Origin of the sequence: Caldovatus aquaticus (assembly GCF_019458025.1) — a bacterium.
Lineage (GTDB): Bacteria > Pseudomonadota > Alphaproteobacteria > Acetobacterales > Acetobacteraceae > Caldovatus > Caldovatus aquaticus.
The window spans coordinates 12,589-30,521 of record NZ_JAHZUY010000016.1 but is presented as its reverse complement, the minus strand read 5'-3'; the positions used below and the strand labels follow the sequence as shown (position 1 = coordinate 30,521).

Sequence of the window (17,933 nt, the reverse complement as noted above, 5' to 3'; positions counted from 1 at the left end):
CCTCGTCCTGTTCGCCCGTTGCCCGCGGTGGCGGCCCGGCGCCGGGCGCCCGCGGGGCGCGCCCGGCCTCCGCCGGTCGTCCGGGCCGGGCGGCGGCCGCGGCGCCGCCCGGCCCCGCCGACCTTACCGGAAGGGCGGCGCGTATTGCAGCCCGCCCTCCGTCCACAGCCGGTTCGGGCCGCGCTGGATGCCGATCGGCCCGAGGTTGCGCTGGAACGACTCGCCGTAGTTGCCCACCGCCCTGATCACCTTCACCGCCCAGTCGTTCGGCAGGCCGAGCATCTGGCCGAGATCGCCGGTGCGCCCGAGCAGCCGCTGCACCTCCGGCCGCGGGTCGGTCCGCGCCGCCTGCTCGACGTTCTGGCTGGTGATGCCGAACTCCTCCGCCGCGACCATCGCGTAGTGCACCCAGCGCACGATGTCGGCGAAGCGCGGGTCGCCCTGGCGCACCGCCGGGCCGAGCGGCTCCTTGCTGATCACGTCGGGCAGGATCCGGTACTGCTCCGCCCGCGCCCCCTGCGCCGCGCGCGTCGCGGCAAGGCCGGAGACGTCGGTGGTGAACACGTCGCAGCGGCCGGCGAAGAAGGCGCCGGTCACCTCCTCCAGCCGCTCGATCACGACGGGCTGGACCTGGATGCGGTTCGCGCGCGCCCAGTCGGCCAGGTTCTGCTCCGTCGTCGTGCCGGGCTGCACGCAGACCGTCGCGCCGCCGATCTCGGAGCCCCGGGAGACGCCGGAATCGGCCCGCACCATGAAGCCCTGCCCGTCGTAGAAGGTGACGGCCGGGAAGTCGAAGCCGAGCGCGGTGTCGCGCGAGAAGGTCCAGGTCGTGTTGCGCGAGAGGAGGTCCACCTCGCCCGACTGCAGCGCGGTGAAGCGGTTCTGCGTCGTCGTGCCGACGAAGCGCACGCGCTCCGGGTCGCCGAGCATGGCGGCGGCGACGGCGCGGCAGAAGTCCACGTCGAAGCCGCGGTAGCGCCCCTGCGCGTCCGGCGCGCCGAAGCCCGCGAGCCCGGTGTTGACGCCGCAGACCAGGGTGCCGCGCGCGCGGATCGCCTCCACCGTGTTGGCCGCCGGCGTCGGCGCCGGCGGCGCCTGCTGCGCGTGCAGGGCCGCGGGCGGGGCCGCCGCCACGCCGGCCAGCGTCAGGATTGCCGCGCCCCAGGCGCGGATCGAGCCCAGCATTGCCTTCCTCATCCCTTCGTTCCTGGCGCGTTCGCCACCGGCGCGGCGTGCGCGGGCGCCTCCCGGCCGATTGCGATGCTGTGCCAATGCCTTGCGCCCTTTCAACGCGCAAGCGCCTTGTCCGGCCATCCTCCCCGGCCCGGGCGCCGCTCCCCGCCCCCGGGGGGCGGCCCGATCTAGGGGGCCGCGTCCGGCGCCGGCGGCAGGACCACCGCGAGCACGGTGCCGCCGTCCGGCGGCGGCGCCTCGCTCTCCGCGAATCGCCCGCCCGCGCCCTCCGCCAGGGCGCGCAGCGCCCCGCTCGGCGGCGCCGGCGGCAGGCCGGCGATCGTCAGCGCCACCCCGCCCCCCTCGGCCGCCCCGAGCGTCAGGCGGAGCTGCCCCCCGCAGGTCAGCCGCGCCACCGCGTCGCGCGCCGTCTCCAGCAGCCCGAGGTCGAACAGCGCGCGGTCCAGGCGCACCGCCGGCAGCCCCGCCGCCCGCTCGATGGCGAGCCCGATGCGCGAGCCCACCACCAGGCGCAGCAGCGGCTCGAGCGCCGCCAGCGCCGCCCCCGGCTCGACCGCGGCGATGTCGGGCAGCGGCCGGCGCGCCATCGCCGTGAAGGCGCGCACCACGGCATCGAGGCGGCGGCTGGCCAGCGCCACGCGCTCGATCTGGCGCCGCGCCGGCCCCTCCTCCGGCAGCGCGCGCCGCAGCGACTCGATGTTCGCGAACAGCACGGTCAGGAGGTTGTTGACCTCGTGCTGCACGGGAGGGGCGAGCATGGCCACCATCCGCTGGCGCGCGGCTCGCGCGGCGGCCTCGGCGGCGTCGGCCGCGGCCGCCTGCTCGTCCGGCCCCCTCGCCGTCAGGGAAGGCTCCTCCATCTGCGCCATCCTCCGCAGGCCCGCCGGTCGGCGCGGCTCATCCGCGCCTCGCCGGCCGTTCCGGCGCCGGCATCGCCGCCGCCCCGTCCGGGCGACCGTACGCCTCCAGGATATCCCGGAACAGCCTGGCGGCGAGCGTGCCGCCGCTCACCTCCCGCATCGGGCTCGCATCGTCGTTGCCGAGCCAGATGCCGAGCACGAGCGGCGCGCCGCCGCCGGGGCGCTCGGCGAAGCCGAGGAACCAGGCGTCGCGGTATTCCTGGCTGGTACCCGTCTTGCCCGCGACCGTCCATCCGGGCAAGGCCGCCGCGCGCCCGGTCCCCTGGCGCACCACCGCCGCCAGCATGCGGCCGAGCGCCTCCGCGTGCTCCGCCGCGACGACGCGCCGGGCCGGCGCCGCCCCGCCCGCGCCGCCGCCGGCCGGCGGCACGGGCAGCGCCCGCCCTCCCTCGCCGCGGGCGGCGAGGAGGCCGTGCGGCACGACGCGCCAGCCGCCGTTGGCGATCGCCGCATAGGCCGCGGCGAGGTCGAGCAGCGTCACCTCCCCGGTGCCGAGCGCCAGCGAGGCGTCGTGCGGGAAGCGGCTCGCGTCGAGGCCGAGCCGCGCGGCGAGCTCGGCCACCCGCCGCGGCCCGCCGGCCCGCTGCAGCACCCGCACCGCCGCGGTGTTGACGCTGTGCGCCAGCGCCTCCTCGGCGGTGATCTCGCCGCGCGCGCGCCACTCCCCGTTCCCCGGCGACCAGCCGCCGAGGCGGAGCGGCGTGTCGGCGACCGGATCCTCGGGCCGCATCCCCTGCTCGAGCGCGGCGAGGAAGACGATCGGCTTGAACGCCGAGCCCGGCTGGCGCCGCGCCTGGGTGGCGCGGTTGAACGGGCTCGCCCGGTAGTCCCGCCCGCCGGCCATCGCGCGCACCGCCCCGGTCGCCGCATCGAGCGCCACCACCGCCCCCTCGCTCACGCGCAGCCGCGCCCCGGGGCCGGCGAGCAGCGCCTCGAGCCGGGACTCGACCGCGGCCTGGAGGCGCGAATCGAGGGTGGTGCGCAGCACCAGGTCGCCGGCGCCCGGGAACCGCGCCGCGAGGCGGCCCTCGCTGCCGCCGCCGAAGCCCTGGACCCAGTCGGCGAACCAGCCGGCGTCGCGGCTCGGCGCCGGGGCGAGGCGCAGGCGCTCGCCCTCGGCCGCCGCCTGGGCGCGGGTGATGAGGCCCTGTTCGGCCATCGCCTCCAGCACCTCCATCGCCCGGCGGATCGCCGCCTCCGGCGCGGCGCGCGGGTTGAGGCGCGACGGCGCCCGGGGCAGCCCGGCGAGCAACGCCGCCTGGCCGAGCGTGACGCGGCGCGCGGAGACGCCGAAGTAGAGCCGCGCCGCGGCGTCCACCCCGTAGGCCCCGGCGCCGAGATAGACGCGGTTGAGGTAGATCTCGAGCAGCTCGTCCTTGGTGAAGCGCCGCTCCAGCCACAGCGCGAGCAGCGCCTCCTGCACCTTGCGGCGCAGGCTGCGCTCCGGCGTCAGGAACAGGTTCTTCGCGAGCTGCTGGGTGAGGGTGGAGCCGCCCTGGGCGACGCGCCCGGCGCTCAGGTTGACCCACGCGGCGCGCGCGAGACCGACGGGGTCGAGGCCGAAATGCGCCCGGAAGCGCCGGTCCTCGACCGCGATCAGCGCCGCCGGCAGGTAGGGCGGCATCTCCGCGAGCCGCAGCGGCTCGCCGTAGAGGTCGCCGGCGGTGGCGAGCAGCCGCCCGTCGGCGGCGAGCAGGGTGACGGAGGGCTGGCGCGTCGCGGCGAGCGCCACCTCGGGCTGCGGCAGGTCGTGGGCGAACCAGAGCAGCGCGCCGCCGAGCGCGACCCCGCCCCAGACGGCAAGGAGGATGCCCCAGCGCAGCAGCCGCAGCGGCAGCGGCCGGCGGCGGCCGGCGCTCCCGCTTCCGCCGGCCGGCGAGGAGGCGCCGGCCCGCGCCGAGTCGCGCCGCCGGCCGCCCGGCGCCGGACGGACGCGGGAGGGGCCGGCGGCGCGGGCCGCGCGGGAAAGGTTCGGACGCATCGCCCTTGTTCTACCACGCCGCGCCGTCGCCTCTCCCGGCGGCCGGCGGATGCGGCTAACCTCGGGCTGCTCCAAGCCTCCGGGAGGACTCCAGGATGAAGCGACGCGCAATCCTCGGCCGGGCCGCCGCCGCGGCGCCGGCGGCCGCCGCGGCCCTCGCCGCCCCCGCCATCGCCCAGACCCAGGCGCCCGAGGTGCGCTGGCGCCTGACCAGCTCCTTCCCGCGCAACCTCGACATCCTGTTCGGCAGCGCCGAGCACGTCGCGCGGCGGGTGGCGCAGATCACCGAGAACCGCTTCCAGATCCGCACCTTCCCGGCGGGCGAGATCGTCCCCGGCCTGCAGGTGCTCGACGCGGTGCAGGCCGGCACCGTGGAGTGCGGCCAGACCGCCTCCTACTACTACATCGGCAAGGATCCCTCCTTCGCCTTCTTCACCATCGTCCCCTTCGGCCTGAACTCGCGCCAGATGCACGCCTGGATGCGCGAGGGCGGCGGGAGGCAGCTCGCCGACGAGCTCTACGGCGACTACGGCGTCCTCGGCTTCACGCTCGGCGACACCGGGGCGCAGATGGGCGGCTGGTTCCGCAACGAGATCCGCAGCCTGCAGGAGATCCAGGGGCTCAAGTTCCGCATCGCCGGGCTCGGCGGCCAGGTGTTCCAGCGCCTCGGCGCGATTCCCCAGCAGCTCGCCGGCGGCGACATCTACCCCGCGCTCGAGCGCGGCGTCATCGACGCGACCGAATGGGTCGGTCCCTACGACGACGAGAAGCTCGGCTTCGTGCGTGTCGCGCGCTACTACTACGCGCCCGGCTTCTGGGAGCCCTGCGCGCAGGGCGTGCTGATGGTCAACCGGCGCGCCTTCGAGGCGCTGCCCGAGAGCTACCGCCACGCGCTCGAGATCGCCTGCGGCGAGGCGTCGCTGGCGCAGACCGCGCGCTACGACCACCACAACCCGCTGGCGCTGCGGCGCCTGGTCGCGGCCGGGGCGCAGCTCCGCTTCTGGCCGCGCGAGATCCTGCAGGCCGCCTGGCGCGAGGCGCACGGGCTCTACGAGGACCTCTCCGCCCGCAATCCGCGCTTCAAGAAGATCTGGGAGAGCTACCGGCGCTACCGGGACGAGGAATACCAGTGGTTCCGCGTCGCCGAGAACAGCTACGAGAACTTCGCCTACGCCGCGGCCCAGGGCGGGCGCTGAACGCCGCGGGGCGGGCGGTGGGCCGGGGGCGCCCGCCGCCCGGGGCGGCGCCGCGACGCCCCCTCATCCCGCCGGCGCGGCCTCGCTCGCCGCCACCTCGCGCGCCAGCGCGAGCAGCGTCCGGCGCAGCCAGGCGTGGCCGGGATCGGTCTCGAAGCGCCGGTGGAAGACCAGCGAGAGCCGCGTGTGGCGGATCGCGACCGGCGGCCGGCGCACCACGAGCCCGTGCGCCCGCGCCAGGCCGCAGGCGAGGCGCGCCGAGAGCGTGATGATCATGTCGGTGCGCGCCAGGATCCCCGGCACCGCGGCGAGATGCGCCACCACCGCCCCCAGCCGGCGCGGATGTCCCGCCTCCGCCAGCGGCCCGTCCAGCGCGCCGTCGCGCGAGCCGTTCGGCGAGTGCAGGAGGTGGGGCACGGAGACGAAGCGCGCGAGGGTCAGCTCGCCCTCCGCCAGCGGATGGCCGGGGCGCATCACGGTGAGGAATTCCTCGGGCAGCAGCCGCAGCCGCGTGTAGATCGCGGGCGGCTCCGGCAGCACCCCCACCGCGAGCTGCGCCTCGCCGCGCTCGAGCAGCTCCTGCCAGTTGGTCCGGTCGGCATGGCGGATGGCGAGCAGGCAGCCCGGCGCCGCGCGCGCCATCGTCGCGAGCAGCGGCGGCGCCAGCACGGCCTCGGCGTACTCGCTGAAGGCGACCGGGAAGACCCGCTCCGAGGTCGCCGGGTCGAAGGGCGCGTGCACGGAGAGGGTCTCGCGCAGCCGGTCCAGCACCTCGGCGACCGGGGCGGCGAGCGCGGCGGCGAGCTCGGTCGGCTCGACCCCGCCCGGGCGGCGCAGGAACAGCTCGTCGCCGAGCGCCCGGCGCAGCCGGTTCAGCGCGTTGGAGACCGCGGGCTGCGACAGGTTCAGCCGCCGCGCCGCGCGCGTGACGTGGCGCTCGCGCGCCACCGCGTCGAACACCCGCAGCAGGTTGAGGTCGAGCGAGTCGAGATCGGCCATGCGATGCGGGCGCCCACCGCCGGTGACATTCAGCGCGGTGATGATGGCCGTTCCGGATGGCCGTTGGAAGCGCCGGCCGCGCCGCGCGATCCTTCGCCCGCGACCGGCGGCCCCTTGCGGGCCGCCCCACTCCAACGGAGCGACCCCTCCCATGCCCGACGAACGGACCACCATCCCCTACGCCGCGCTGCTGCTGCGCGTGAGCCTCGGCCTCGCCTTCCTCGCCCACGGCGCGGTGCTGAAGCTCGGTACCTTCGGCCTCGCCGGCACGACGGGCTATTTCGGCGCCATCGGCTATCCGCCGCTGCTCGGCGCCATCGTCGCCTTCGCCGAGACCGCCGCGGGCCTCGCGCTGATCGCGGGCTTCCGGGTGCGCGCCGTCAGCCTGCTCGCCCTGCCGATCCTGATCGGCGCCACGGTCCAGCACCTGCCGAACGGCTGGCTGTTCTCCAGCCAGGGCGGCGGCTGGGAGTTTCCGGCACTCTGGAGCGTGCTGCTGCTGGTCCAGGCCAGGCTCGGGGCCGGCGCCCTGGCGTTCGACCCGCGCCGCCCCCTCGGCCGCGCCGGCGCGCCGACCCGCGCCGCGGCCTCCCACCCCCCCCGCCCGGGCCGGCGGGGGGGCCCGGGGCCCCCGGCCCGCGCGGCGGCCGTCCGGCGGCAGCACCCGCAGGGGCAGGCCGCGGCGCGCCGAGGCCGGCCGGGGCGGCCGGGCGGCGTGCCCCGCCGAAGCGCGTTGACCCGCGCCCCCCGCGCGGAGGATCGTTGCGGGCGTCAACAGGGAGTGCGCAACGCATGACGATCCGACGCTGGATGATGGCCGCGGCCGCGACCCTGGCCGCCGCTCTCCCCCTGGCGCGCGCCGCGGCCGGGCCGACGCTCGACGGCGTGCGCCAGCGCGGCGTGCTCGCCTGCGGCGTCAATGTCGGCGTGGCCGGCTTCTCGCTGCCCGACAGCCAGGGCGTCTGGCGCGGCATGGACGCCGATCTCTGCCGCGCCGTCGCCGCCGCGGTGCTCGGCGACCCGGGCAAGGTCCGCTTCGTCCCGCTCACCGCCGTGCAGCGCTTCACCGCGCTCCAATCCGGCGAGATCGACGTGCTGATCCGCCAGACCACGCTGACGCTGACGCGCGACACCACGCTCGGCCTGCGCATGACGACGGTGAACCTCTACGACGGCCACGGCTTCATGGTGCGCCGCGACGCCAACATCACCGACCCGAGGCAGATGGACGGCATGACCATCTGCCTCTCCCCGGGCACCACCAACGAGCTGGTGACGGCCGACTTCTTCCGCTCCAACAACCTGCGCTTCACCCCGGTGCTGCAGGAGCGGATGCAGGACAACGCGACCTCGCTGCAGGCCGGGCGCTGCGACGCGATCGGCACGGACGCGACCCAGCTCGCCGCGCTGCGCAGCCAGTTCCAGCGGCCGCAGGACTACGTCATCCTGCCCCAGCGCTTCTCCAAGGAGCCCTACGGCCCGGTGGTGCGGCGCGACGACAACGAGTGGTTCGACGTGATCCGCTGGCTGGTGATGGCGCTGATCCAGGCCGAGGAGCTCGGCGTCACCCAGGCCAACGCGGAGGAGCTGCGCCGCACCAGCCAGAACCCGGAGATCCGCCGGCTGCTCGGCACCGACCCGCTGCTCGGCAACGCGCTGAAGCTCGACCCCGCCTGGGCCTACAACGCGATCCGCGCGGTCGGGAACTACGGCGAGATCTTCGAGCGCAATCTCGGCCCCAACACGCCGATCGGGCTCGAGCGGGGGCTGAACCGGCTCTGGACCGAGGGCGGGCTGATGTACGCGTGGCCGATGCGCTGAGCCGTCGCGCGGCGGGGGCCGCCCCCTCTCCCCCGCCGCGTCCCCTCGCCGGGCGCGCCGCCGCAGTCGCCGCGGCGGCAGGAGGGCGGCCGCCGCCCCGCCCGCTCCGTACGCGCTGACGGGCGAGGGGCGACGCGCCCGCCCGCACCCGTCGTCCGCCACGCCGCCGCGCCGGTCCTGACCGCCTCCGGTGGCCTGCCGGACGGATCGGGCCCAGGCCCCGCGTTCGCGCCGCCACGGCCCGCGCCGGGCGCGCGGCGCCTGCCCTCCCCGCGCGCCCCGGGCGGGCGGTCCTGGCGCCGGCGCGGTCGTTCAACCGCGGCGCGACCTCGCACTCCCGTCACGCCCGGCGCGGGGGTTCCGCTTTTCCCTCCCGCCGATTCATGCAACCTGTCGGCGAAAATGGTGAACGGCGGCCTCCGCGCCGTGGTCCTGCTGGCAGCGCTGGGCCTGGGCGCCGCGCAAGGGCCTGTCGCCGCGGTGGCGCAGGCCGGGGCGAGCTTCGTCGTAATTTTCCCGGAAGGCAGCGCCGAACTCACGGAGGACCAGCGGCAGGTCATCGCCGGCGCGGTCGAGCGTTTCCGGAGCCAGTGCCGCCGCTGCACCCAGATCGAGGTGATCGGCCATGCCGCGCCCGCCGAGGCGCCGGGTGCGGCGGTCGCGCTCAGCCATCAGCGGGCGGAGGAGGTGGCGGCGGAGCTGCTCATCGAGGGCCTCGGCACCGACCAGGTGCTGGTGCGCGCCGTCGGCGCCGGCGCGCCGGCGGTGCCCGACCCGAAGACCGAGGAGGAGGCGGCGCGCAACCGCCGCGTCGTGCTGGTGCTGCGCTAGGGCCTTTCCCGCGCGGGCGTACGCGCGGCCGCCGCCCCTCTCTGCTGATCCGGCGAGCGGATCGGGGCTCTCGGCCGAGGCAGCCGTCGCCGCCGCGCCGGGCGCGCCGCAGCGGCGCCGGTCCGGCGTCCCTCGAGCGGATCCGCGCTCCCCGCTGGTTCCGGCCGCCGGCGATGCGTTCCGCGGCCGTCTTCGCCCCGCCGTGCCCGCGGCCGCAGCCCTGGCGCGTCCGTCCGTCGCGCCGGTTCACGCCTGCGGGCGGTTCCGGCCGCCCGCTTACGGCCCCGGCGCCACGCCCGCCCGGCCGGGCGCGCGCCCTCGCGCCTCGGCCCGGGCACGCCCTACCCCAGCAGCTGCTCGATCACCCGCGCCGTGTAGTCCACGACCGGGATGATCCGCCCGTAATTGATCCGCGTCGGCCCGATCACGCCCACCGCGCCGACGATGCGCTGCTCCTGGCCGGTGCGGAACGGGGCGACGATCATCGACAGCCCCGCCGAGTCGAACAGGCCGCTCTCGGCGCCGATGAAGATCTGCACCCCTTCGGCGCGCTGCGCGAGCTCGAGCAGGCGCAGCATCGTCTCCTGGGCCTCGAGGCGCTCGAACAGCCTCTGGATCTCCTGCAGCTTGGCGAGCTGGTCCACGTTCTCGAGCAGCCGGGCCTGGCCGCGCAGGATCAGGCTGCCGCCGCCCCCGCCCGACCAGGTGGCGAGGCCGGCCGCGACCACCTGCCGGGTCAGTTCGTCGAGCGCGCTGCGGTTGGCGGCGATCTCGGTCTCGATCGCGGCCTTCGCCTCCTCCAGCGTGCGGCCGGCGAGGCGCGCGTTCAGGTAGTTCGAGGCCTGCACGAGCGCGCTCGGCGGCAGGCCGGGCGGAACCTCGATGACGCGGTTCTCCACCTGCCCGTCGGCGGTGACCAGCACTACCAGCGCGCGTCCCGGCCCGAGGCCGACGAACTCGATGTGGCGCACCGGCGCGGCGTCGCTCTTCGGGGCCACGACGAGGCCCGCGGCGCCGGCGAGGCCGGAGAGCATCTGCCCCGCCTCGGCGAGCATCTCCTGCACCGACCGGCCGGACGCGACGCAGCGCGCGGCGATTTCCGCCCTCTCCTCCTCGGAGAGGTCGCCGAACTCGAGCAGCCCGTCCACGAACAGCCGGAGGCCGCGCTCGGTCGGCAGGCGGCCCGCCGAGGTGTGGGGGGCGTAGAGCAGCCCCGCCTCCTCGAGGTCCGCCATCACGTTGCGGATCGTCGCCGGCGAGAGGTTCAGCGGCAGGCGGCGCGAAAGCGTGCGCGAGCCGACCGGCTCGCCGGTCTGCATGTAGGTCTCCACCAGCTCGCGCAGCACCGCGGCGGAGCGGGTGTCGAGAACGGGAAGATCCTCGGGCGCCCCGGCGTGGCGGGCGAGCCGGGTGGTGGCCGCCACCGGCCCGGGGCGCGGCGGTCGCATCGGCGGGCCCATGGTTCCGGCGAAGTCCCTGGAATACTTGGCAAAAAAGCTAGGGAGCGCGAGCGGGGGCGTCAACCTTCCGGCCTCCGCGACGCGGCGGCGAGGAGGCGCAGGTCGCGCCAGGCATAGGCGACCTCCGCGGCGCCGAGCGCCGGGTTCTCCCGCGCCGCCACCAGCGTTCCGCCGAGTTCCGTGTAGAAGGCGCGCGCCGCCAGGTTGGCGCGCAGCACCCACAGGCCCGCCGCGTCGATGCCCGCCTCGAGCAGCGCCGCCGCCATCCTGCGCATCAGGGCGCGGCCGATCCCGGCCCGCTGCGCCCGGCGCAGCACGTAGAGCGCCTCGAACTCTCCCGGGAAGGGCAGCGCCGCGTCGCGCCGCGGCCCGCAGGCGCCGAAGGCCAGCAGCGGGCCTGCCGCGCCCTCCTCGCCCTCGACGAGGAGCAGGGAGGCGCCGGGCGGCGGCGCTTCGAGCCGGGCGCGCCAGATCGTCGCGCACGCCGCCTGGTCGTGGGCGGCGATGACCGCCTCGGGCAGCAGGCCACGATAGGTCTCGCGCCAGGCGGTCGCGTGCAGCGCGGCGATGCGCGCCACATCCCCGGCTTCGGCGTGCCGAATCGTAACGGAAGCCATGGCCGAAATCGTAGCACAGGCAGGGCGCGCGCACGGCAATTCGGCGTGCGTCCTGCGCGGCGACAGCGCCGATGCGCCCGGCGTGGCAATGCCGGCCGCGGGCCGCCCGGCGCCGCGTCGCGCGGGGCCGCGGCCGGCGAGGCGCAGGAAACCCGGCGCGGCATCGCGGCGCACGACGCCGGGTCCGGAACGCCGCCGGCGGATCGTGGCGGAGGAACCGGACGCCGGGCCGCGCCTCGTCCGCCCCGGCGAGGCCGAGCGCCCAGGCGTTGCCTCAACCGTCCGGCGCGACGGGGACGGCGTGCGGGAAGGCCTCCCCGAACGCCCGGCCGCCCGCGCCGCCGCCGGAATCCACGTGCTCGAGACGCCCCCGGGGCCGCGGGCGAGGCACGGCAGCGCGCGCCGCTGCGGCGGAACGCGGCGTCCGCAGGACTGCGCCGGTGCCGCGCCGGCGGCCGCATCCGGGGGGCGGGAGGCGGCGCGGCGTGCGGGGCGTGTCGTCCCCGTCGCGGAGGGCCATGCCTCCGGCCTGCCCCGGAATGTCCGGGGAGCGCACGGGCGAACCGAAGCCAGGGGGAGCGGCGACGCCAGGGAATTGCGCGCAGGCGGGAGGCGGCGCGGCACCGCGGCGGCGCCGGGCCGATCCGGCCCGTCTGGACGCCCCGCCCGCGGTCCGTGTAGGAGCCGCGCCTCCCCGCCGCACGAGGCTTCCTCGCCATGCGTCCTTCCGGCCGCGCGCCCGACCAGCTCCGCCCCGTCATCCTCGAGCCCAACATCGCCCGCCACGCCGAGGGCTCCTGCCTGATCCGCATGGGCCACACCGAGGTGCTCTGCACCGCCTCGGTCGAAGGCAAGGTGCCGCCCTTCCTGCGCAATTCCGGCCAGGGCTGGGTCACCGCGGAGTACGGCATGCTGCCGCGCTCCACCCACACCCGCACCGAGCGCGAGGCGGCGCGCGGCCGCCAGTCCGGCCGCACCCAGGAGATCCAGCGCCTGATCGGCCGCGCGCTGCGCGGCGTCACCGACCTCAAGGCGATGGGCGAGATGACCGTGACGCTCGACTGCGACGTGCTGACCGCCGACGGCGGCACGCGCTGCGCCGCCATCACCGGCGCCTGGGTGGCGCTGCACCTCGCCTTCGAGCGCTGCCGGCAGATGAACGTCCTCGCCGCCAACCCGCTGCGCGACCAGGTCGCCGCCGTCTCCTGCGGGATCGTCGAGGGCGCGCCGGTGCTCGACCTCGACTACGCCGAGGACAGCAGGGCGGGGGCCGACGCGAACTTCGTGCTGACCGGGCAGGGCGGCATCGTCGAGGTGCAGGGCACGGCGGAAGGCGCGCCGTTCAGCGAGGGCGACCTCGCCGCGCTGCTCGCCCTCGCCCGCAAGGGCACGGCGGAGCTGTTCGCCCGCCAGCGCGCGGCGGTGGGGCTCGCCGCATGACGGCGCACCGGCGCCTCGCGCCCGGGGCGCGGGTCGTGCTCGCCTCGCACAACGCGGGCAAGGTGCGCGAGGTCGCGGCCCTGCTCGCGCCCTACCGGATCGAGGTGGTGAGCGCCGGCGCGCTCGGCCTGCCCGAGCCGGCGGAGACCGAGGACAGCTTCCTCGGCAACGCCCGCCTCAAGGCGCTCGCTGCCGCGCGCGCCTCCGGCCTGCCGGCGCTGGCCGACGATTCGGGCTTCTCGGTCGCCGCGCTCGGCGGCGCGCCGGGCGTGCGCACCGCCGAGTGGGCGATGCAGCCGGACGGCACGCGCGACTACGCGAAGGCGATGGCGCGGGTCGCGGAACGCGCCGCCGCCAGCGGCAACCCGGACCGCCGCGCCTGGTTCACCTGCGCCCTCGTCCTCGCCTGGCCCGACGGGCACTGGGAGGGCTTCGAAGGCCGGGTGGAGGGGCACTGGGTCTGGCCCCCGCGCGGGACGCGCGGCTTCGGCTACGACCCGATGTTCGTGCCGGACGGCCACACCGAGACCTTCGGAGAGATGGACCCGGCGCGGAAGCACGCCATCAGCCACCGCGCCCGCGCCTTCGCGCAGCTCGCCGCCGCCTGCCTGCCGCCGCCGGCCGGCTGAGGGGCGCCGCGCCCTCCGGGGCGGACGGCCGCCGCGCGACGGCGGCCGGCATCGCCGCGGCGCGCGCTTCCCATCGCGGCGCATCCCGTGTCTCCTTCCCGGCAGGAACCGGGAAGGGAGGGACGCATGGCGCGAATCGGCAGGCGCCGGCTGATCGGCGGCGCGGCGGGACTCGCCGCCGCCGGCGGCAAGGGGCGCGCGGCGCAGGCGCAGGCAGGCGGCGGCACCTTCCCCAGCCGCCCCGTGGCCATCGTCGTCCCCTTCCCGCCCGGCGGCTCGACCGACCTCACCGCCCGGCTGCTCGCCGAGCGCATGGCCCCGCGTCTCGGCCAGCCGGTCGTGATCGAGAACCGTCCCGGCGCGCAGACCATCGTCGCCGCCGAGCACGTCGCCCGCGCCGCGCCGGACGGGCACACGCTGCTGATGTCCTCCGGCACCACCCTCACCATCAACCCGGTGATCGGCCGCAACCTCCCCTACCGGCCGGAGGACTTCGCGCCGGTCGCGCTGATCGCGACGCTCCCCTTCGCCCTGGTCGTGCGCCAGGGGATGCCGGCGACGGTGGAGGCGTTCGTCGCCCTCGCGCGGTCGCGCCCGGGCGGGATCAACTACGGCCACAACGGCCGCGGCAGCTTCAACCACATCGCCGGCGCGATGATCGAGGAGCAGCTCGGCATCCGCCTGCAGGACATCCCCTATCGCGGCGACGCGGCGCAGATGAACGACCTGCTCGCCGGGACGCTGGATGCGATGGTGGTGGGCGGCGCCACCGCCCTCGCCGCGCAGCGCGCCGGGCGCGGCGCGCGCATCCTCGCCTGGACCGCGGAGCGGCGCCTGCCCGGCCTGCCGGACGTGCCGGTCTTCGCGGAGACGCACCCGAACCTCGTCGCGCAGACCTGGTTCGGCCTGCTCGCGCCGGCGCGCACGCCCCCGCCGGCGATCGCCCGGCTGAACGAGGCGGCGCAGGCGGCGCTGCAGGATGCGGTGCTGCGCGAGCGGCTGCTCGGCGAAGGGATCGTCGCGGCGCCGCCGTCCGGGCCGGAGCGGTTCGCCGAGTTCCTGCGCACCGAGGCGGCCCGCTGGGAGCCGCTGCTGCGCAGGCTCGACATCCGGCTCCAATGACCGCCGGCCGAGCGCGGCCGCGCCCCGCTCCGCTCACGCGAGGTTTGCCGAACGCCCCGACACCGCGGCCGTGGCCGGCGCGTTGGGGCGGGCGTGCCGGGAGATCGGCCCGGGTGTCGCGCGGGGGCTGCGGAAGGATGGCGGATCGCGGGACGGGCCCTGCCGCACGGTCGGCGATCCGCGCGGAAACGCCGGCAGGCGCGGGGGCGGAATTCGGCACCGTGCTCGCGCGCACGGCAATGACGCCCGCGAGCCTCGCCCGCCTGCTGCGTCACCATGGCTGGCGGGTCTCGGCTCCCGCCGCGCGCGCCTGGGCCGCCGGCACCGCGCGCCGCGCCCCGCCCGCCGAGCTGCTGGCGTGGCTGCGCGGCCTGGCCGACCACCTCCGCCGCGATCCCCTGCCCCGCTGCGGGCCGGCGGCCGGCTCGTCGCCCGGGCCGCGGCCGCCGGGCGAGCTGGTGGACTGGCTGCGGCGACTCGTCGCCTACCACCACCGCCATCCGCCCCCGTCGCCCCCCGCCGGTTGGCGCCCGCCGGCCGCCGCGCTCCCGCCGCGCGGCCGTCGCGTGCACTAGGGCGGCCGCGGACGGCCGGGAGCGCGGAGAGACATCCAGCCGGGGCCACTGCGGCGGGCGCAGCCGAGCGCAGCGGCCCTCGCGCCGTTGCCGCTCCCCCTGGTCCGCGGCAGCGGCGCCAGCCCCCGCCTTTGCGGAGCCGGGTGCCGTCCGCGGCCGGCACCCGCCGCGGCATCCGGTCCCCCGACCCGCGGGCGGCGCCCCTCAGACCGCCTCCTTGAGCTCCTTCGCCGGACGGAAGGCGATCTTGCGGCTCGCCGGGATCTGGATCTGCGCCCCCGTGGCCGGGTTGCGGCCGATCCGCGCCGGGCGCTCGCGCACCTGGAAGATCCCGATGCCGCCCAGCCGGACCTTCGCGCCGGCCTTGAGGTGGTTCGTGACGGCGGCGACGAAGTCGTTGAGGATCGCCTCCACCTGGCGGCGCGGCATCTCGTGCTCCTCGGCCAGCTCGGCCGCGATCTGCCGCAGCCCCACCGCCGCCGGAGCCGCGCCGGCCTTGCCCGTGGTCGCCGCCTCTTTCGCCGCTTCTGCCATGGTCCGCGTCCTCTCGCTGGTGTCACGCCGTCAACGCAACCACGCCGGCGACGGCGCCACAAGCGCGCCGCCGCGCGGGAAACGGAACTGCCGTGCCGTGCCGCCGCACGCCGCCCCGGACCTGCACCCGGCGCCGCCCGCCGGCGGCTCAGCCCCTCTCCACCGCGCCCCCGGCGTCCAGCCAGTCCTTGAAGCCGCCCAGGTTGCGCACATCGGCGTACCCCATGTCCTTCAGCGTCTTGCCGGCCAGCGCGGAGCGCCCGCCGGAGGCGCAGTAGGCGATCACCGTCTTGGCGCGGTCGAAGGCCGCGTCGTGCAGCGGGCTCTCGGGATCGGCGCGGAACTCCAGCAGCCCCCGGGGAATGGTCAGCGCGCCCGGCACCTTGCCCGTGGCCGCGACCTCCTCCGGCTCCCGCACATCGAGGAAGACCACGCGCGGATCCCCGAGCAGCGCCTTCGCCTCCTGCGCGCTGATGCGCGGCACCATGGCGTTGGCGGCGGCGAGCATCTCCTTGACGGACATGGTCATGGCGGCGGTCTCCCCGTGCGGGCGCGCCGCCCGGCCCGCCCCCTGCGGCCCGGTGCGGCGCCTGCCCGGCAAGGGCAGCCTAGGGCCGATCGCGAGCGGCGGGAACCGGCCGGGGGCACGCCCCGGCCCCGGACGCCGGGCGGGCGCGCCGGCGCGCGCCGGAGCGGGGCCGCGCCGGCGGCGCGTCAGTCCTCGCGCACCGCGGCGCGGCGGCCGCCGCTGAGGCGCAGCAGCTCGGCGGGCGTGGTCTCGAACAGGTGGAACGGGCTGCCCGCCGCCGCCCATACCCGGTCGAAGACGAAAAGGTCCTCGTCCACCAGCGCGATCGGCGGCACTGGGTGCCCGACCGGCGCGACGCCGCCGATCGCGAAGCCGGTGGCGTCCCGCACCCACCCGCCGTCGGCGCGTCGCACCGGTTGCCCGATCGCCTGCGCGACCTTCGCCAGGTCCACGCGGTTGGCGCCGGAGGCGATCACCAGCACCGGCCGCGCCCCTGCCCGGAAGACGAGGGACTTGGCGATCTGCGCCACGGCGCAGCCGACCGCCGCGGCGGCCTCGGCCGCGCTGCGCGTGCCCTCCGGGAAGGCGCGGATCGTGTCGGGATGGGCGGCGGCGCGCAGCGCCGCGCGCACCCGCTCGACCGATCCGCCCCCGGCCCGCTGCCGCCCGCCGCCCGCGGCGGCGTCCCGCTCGACGCCCGCTCCGCCCACGCCCCATATCCTCCGCGATGGAACCTCTGGCCCTCTACATCCACTGGCCGTTCTGCGCCGCCAAGTGCCCCTACTGCGACTTCAACTCGCATGTCCGCGAGCGGGTGGACCAGGCGCGTTTCCGCGCCGCGCTGCGCCGCGAGCTCGCCTTCGAGGCGGCACGCACGGGCCGCCGCCCGCTCCTCTCCCTCTTCTTCGGCGGCGGCACGCCGAGCCTGATGGAGCCCGAGACCGCCGCCGCGCTGATCGAGGACGCCCGCGCCGCCTTCGACGCCGCGCCCGATCTCGAGATCACCCTCGAGGCCAACCCCACCAGCGTCGAGACCGGCAGGCTCGCCGCCTTCCGGGAGGCCGGCGTGAACCGCCTCTCGCTCGGCGTGCAGTCGCTGGAGGAGGAGGCGCTGCGCTTCCTCGGCCGCCGCCACGACGCGGCGCAGGCGGTCGCCGCGCTGGAGGCGGCGCGGGCGCTGTTCCCCCGCCTCTCCTTCGACCTGATCTACGCCCGCCCCGGCCAGACGGAGGCGTCCTGGCGCGCCGAGCTGCGCCGCGCGCTGGCGCTCGCCGCCGACCACCTCTCGCTCTACCAGCTCACCATCGAGCCGGGGACGCGCTTCGCGACGCTTCACGCCCGCGGCGAATTCGCGCTGCCCGAGGGCGAGGAGGCGGCGCGCCTCTACCGCGCCACGGAGGAGGAGGCGGCACGCTTCGGCCTGCGGCCCTACGAGGTGAGCAACTACGCGAAACCGGGCGCGGAGAGCCGCCACAACCTGCAGTACTGGCGCTATGGCGACTACCTCGGCATCGGCCCCGGCGCGCATCAGCGCCTGACGCGGGAGGACGGCGCGCTGCTCGCCGCGCACCGGCACCGCGCGCCGGAGGAATGGGCGGCGCGCGTCGCGCGCGACGGCCACGCGATCGTCGAGGAGACGCCGCTCGCGCCGACCGAGCGCGCGCGCGAGGCGCTGCTGATGGGACTGCGCCTGGCGGAGGGCGTGGACCCCGCGCGCATCGAGGCGCGCAGCGGCGGCCTGCCCTTCGTCGCGGCGGTGGACACCGCGATGCTGGCGGCGCTGATCGAGGAGGGCTATCTTGCCTGGACCGCGGCCGGCCGCCTCGTCGCGACGCCGGAGGGGCGGCTCCGGCTGGATGCGCTGCTGCCGGCCCTGCTGCGTTGACCGCGCGCCCTCACCGGGACGCGGCGCGGCCCTCCGCTGCCCGCGCGCGGGCGGCCGGAGACGGCGAGCGCCGCCTTGCGCCGGATCAAGGTGCCCGGGGCCGCGACCGCGCAGCCTTTCCTCGCCGGCAGGCGCCGGCCGGCGCGCGCAGCGGATCGCGGGCGGGCGCGCGGATCCGCCCGGCGCGCGCCGGGCCGGCG

Annotated in this window: 18 protein-coding genes; 9 read left to right on the top strand and 9 right to left on the bottom strand. The window is 77.2% G+C overall.

Going from position 1 to position 17,933, the window contains the following annotated elements:
- Window positions 1-123: 123 nt before the first annotated feature.
- The 3 genes from K1J50_RS08440 to K1J50_RS08430 form a co-directional block, all read right to left on the bottom strand.
- Window positions 124-1,197, bottom strand: coding sequence for an amino acid ABC transporter substrate-binding protein (locus K1J50_RS08440; RefSeq protein ID WP_255575084.1), 1,074 nt, complete (start codon window positions 1,195-1,197; stop codon window positions 124-126).
- A gap of 164 nt (window positions 1,198-1,361) precedes the next feature.
- Window positions 1,362-2,054 carry a sensor histidine kinase gene (locus K1J50_RS08435; RefSeq protein WP_220117268.1) on the bottom strand — a complete coding sequence of 231 codons (693 nt, stop codon included), beginning with the start codon at window positions 2,052-2,054 and terminating at the stop codon, window positions 1,362-1,364.
- 37 nt (window positions 2,055-2,091) lie between these two features.
- The gene (locus K1J50_RS08430) at window positions 2,092-4,095 is read right to left on the bottom strand and encodes a transglycosylase domain-containing protein (protein WP_220117267.1); all 2,004 of its coding nucleotides are present in this window, start codon (window positions 4,093-4,095) and stop codon (window positions 2,092-2,094) included.
- 95 nt (window positions 4,096-4,190) lie between these two features.
- Here K1J50_RS08430 and K1J50_RS08425 point away from each other — a divergent pair, with 95 nt between their 5' ends.
- Window positions 4,191-5,291 carry a TRAP transporter substrate-binding protein gene (locus K1J50_RS08425; protein ID WP_220117266.1) on the top strand — a complete coding sequence of 367 codons (1,101 nt, stop codon included), beginning with the start codon at window positions 4,191-4,193 and terminating at the stop codon, window positions 5,289-5,291.
- 63 nt (window positions 5,292-5,354) lie between these two features.
- On the opposite strand, the gene K1J50_RS08420 is transcribed toward K1J50_RS08425, so the two are convergent.
- Window positions 5,355-6,290, bottom strand: a complete 936-nt coding sequence (locus K1J50_RS08420) for a LysR family transcriptional regulator (protein WP_220117265.1) — start codon at window positions 6,288-6,290, stop codon at window positions 5,355-5,357.
- 151 nt (window positions 6,291-6,441) lie between these two features.
- Between K1J50_RS08420 and K1J50_RS19570 the strand changes: the two genes are divergently transcribed.
- The 3 genes from K1J50_RS19570 (at window position 6,442) to K1J50_RS08405 (ending at window position 8,942) form a co-directional block, all read left to right on the top strand.
- On the top strand, window positions 6,442-7,086 hold the full coding sequence (locus K1J50_RS19570) for a DoxX family protein (RefSeq protein ID WP_220117264.1): 645 nt from the start codon (window positions 6,442-6,444) through the stop codon (window positions 7,084-7,086).
- Window positions 7,083-8,111 (top strand): amino acid ABC transporter substrate-binding protein, encoded by a 1,029-nt coding sequence (locus K1J50_RS08410; protein WP_220117263.1) that lies wholly within the window; start codon window positions 7,083-7,085, stop codon window positions 8,109-8,111. Before K1J50_RS19570 ends, K1J50_RS08410 begins: the two co-directional genes overlap by 4 nt.
- 426 nt (window positions 8,112-8,537) lie before the next feature.
- A complete protein-coding gene (locus tag K1J50_RS08405; protein WP_220117262.1) occupies window positions 8,538-8,942 on the top strand; it encodes an OmpA family protein in 405 nt (134 codons plus the stop codon).
- A 341-nt stretch (window positions 8,943-9,283) separates the two neighbouring features.
- Here K1J50_RS08405 and hrcA read toward each other — a convergent pair whose 3' ends face one another.
- Together hrcA and K1J50_RS08395 are read right to left on the bottom strand one after the other, a co-directional pair.
- A complete protein-coding gene (hrcA, locus tag K1J50_RS08400) occupies window positions 9,284-10,390 on the bottom strand; it encodes a heat-inducible transcriptional repressor HrcA (protein ID WP_220117261.1) in 1,107 nt (368 codons plus the stop codon).
- Window positions 10,391-10,461: 71 nt separating this feature from the next.
- On the bottom strand, window positions 10,462-10,980 hold the full coding sequence (locus K1J50_RS08395; protein ID WP_220117260.1) for a GNAT family N-acetyltransferase: 519 nt from the start codon (window positions 10,978-10,980) through the stop codon (window positions 10,462-10,464).
- Window positions 10,981-11,736: 756 nt separating this feature from the next.
- On the opposite strand from K1J50_RS08395, the gene rph reads away from it, so the two are divergent.
- The 4 genes from rph to K1J50_RS08375 all read left to right on the top strand — a co-directional run bounded on the left by rph (window position 11,737) and on the right by K1J50_RS08375 (window position 14,785).
- Complete coding sequence (rph, locus tag K1J50_RS08390) at window positions 11,737-12,459, top strand: ribonuclease PH (RefSeq protein WP_220117259.1); 723 nt, start codon at window positions 11,737-11,739, stop codon at window positions 12,457-12,459.
- A complete protein-coding gene (locus K1J50_RS08385) occupies window positions 12,456-13,088 on the top strand; it encodes a non-canonical purine NTP pyrophosphatase (protein ID WP_220117258.1) in 633 nt (210 codons plus the stop codon). The genes rph and K1J50_RS08385 overlap by 4 nt, the downstream gene beginning before the upstream one ends.
- A 126-nt stretch (window positions 13,089-13,214) precedes the next feature.
- Entirely contained in the window at window positions 13,215-14,210 is a 996-nt protein-coding gene (locus K1J50_RS08380; RefSeq protein ID WP_220117257.1) for a Bug family tripartite tricarboxylate transporter substrate binding protein, read from the top strand.
- 221 nt (window positions 14,211-14,431) lie between these two features.
- The gene (locus K1J50_RS08375) at window positions 14,432-14,785 is read left to right on the top strand and encodes a hypothetical protein (protein ID WP_220117256.1); all 354 of its coding nucleotides are present in this window, start codon (window positions 14,432-14,434) and stop codon (window positions 14,783-14,785) included.
- Between the two features lie 204 nt (window positions 14,786-14,989).
- On the opposite strand, the gene K1J50_RS08370 is transcribed toward K1J50_RS08375, so the two are convergent.
- The 3 genes from K1J50_RS08370 to K1J50_RS08360 form a co-directional block, all read right to left on the bottom strand.
- Window positions 14,990-15,319, bottom strand: coding sequence for an HU family DNA-binding protein (locus tag K1J50_RS08370; protein ID WP_220117255.1), 330 nt, complete (start codon window positions 15,317-15,319; stop codon window positions 14,990-14,992).
- Window positions 15,320-15,467: 148 nt separating this feature from the next.
- Window positions 15,468-15,848 (bottom strand): rhodanese-like domain-containing protein, encoded by a 381-nt coding sequence (locus tag K1J50_RS08365; RefSeq protein ID WP_220117254.1) that lies wholly within the window; start codon window positions 15,846-15,848, stop codon window positions 15,468-15,470.
- Window positions 15,849-16,033: 185 nt separating this feature from the next.
- Window positions 16,034-16,558, bottom strand: coding sequence for a YbaK/EbsC family protein (locus tag K1J50_RS08360; protein ID WP_220117253.1), 525 nt, complete (start codon window positions 16,556-16,558; stop codon window positions 16,034-16,036).
- Between the two features lie 17 nt (window positions 16,559-16,575).
- Between K1J50_RS08360 and hemW the strand changes: the two genes are divergently transcribed.
- Window positions 16,576-17,733, top strand: a complete 1,158-nt coding sequence (gene hemW / locus K1J50_RS08355; RefSeq protein ID WP_220117252.1) for a radical SAM family heme chaperone HemW — start codon at window positions 16,576-16,578, stop codon at window positions 17,731-17,733.
- The last annotated feature ends 200 nt before the right edge of the window (window positions 17,734-17,933 follow it).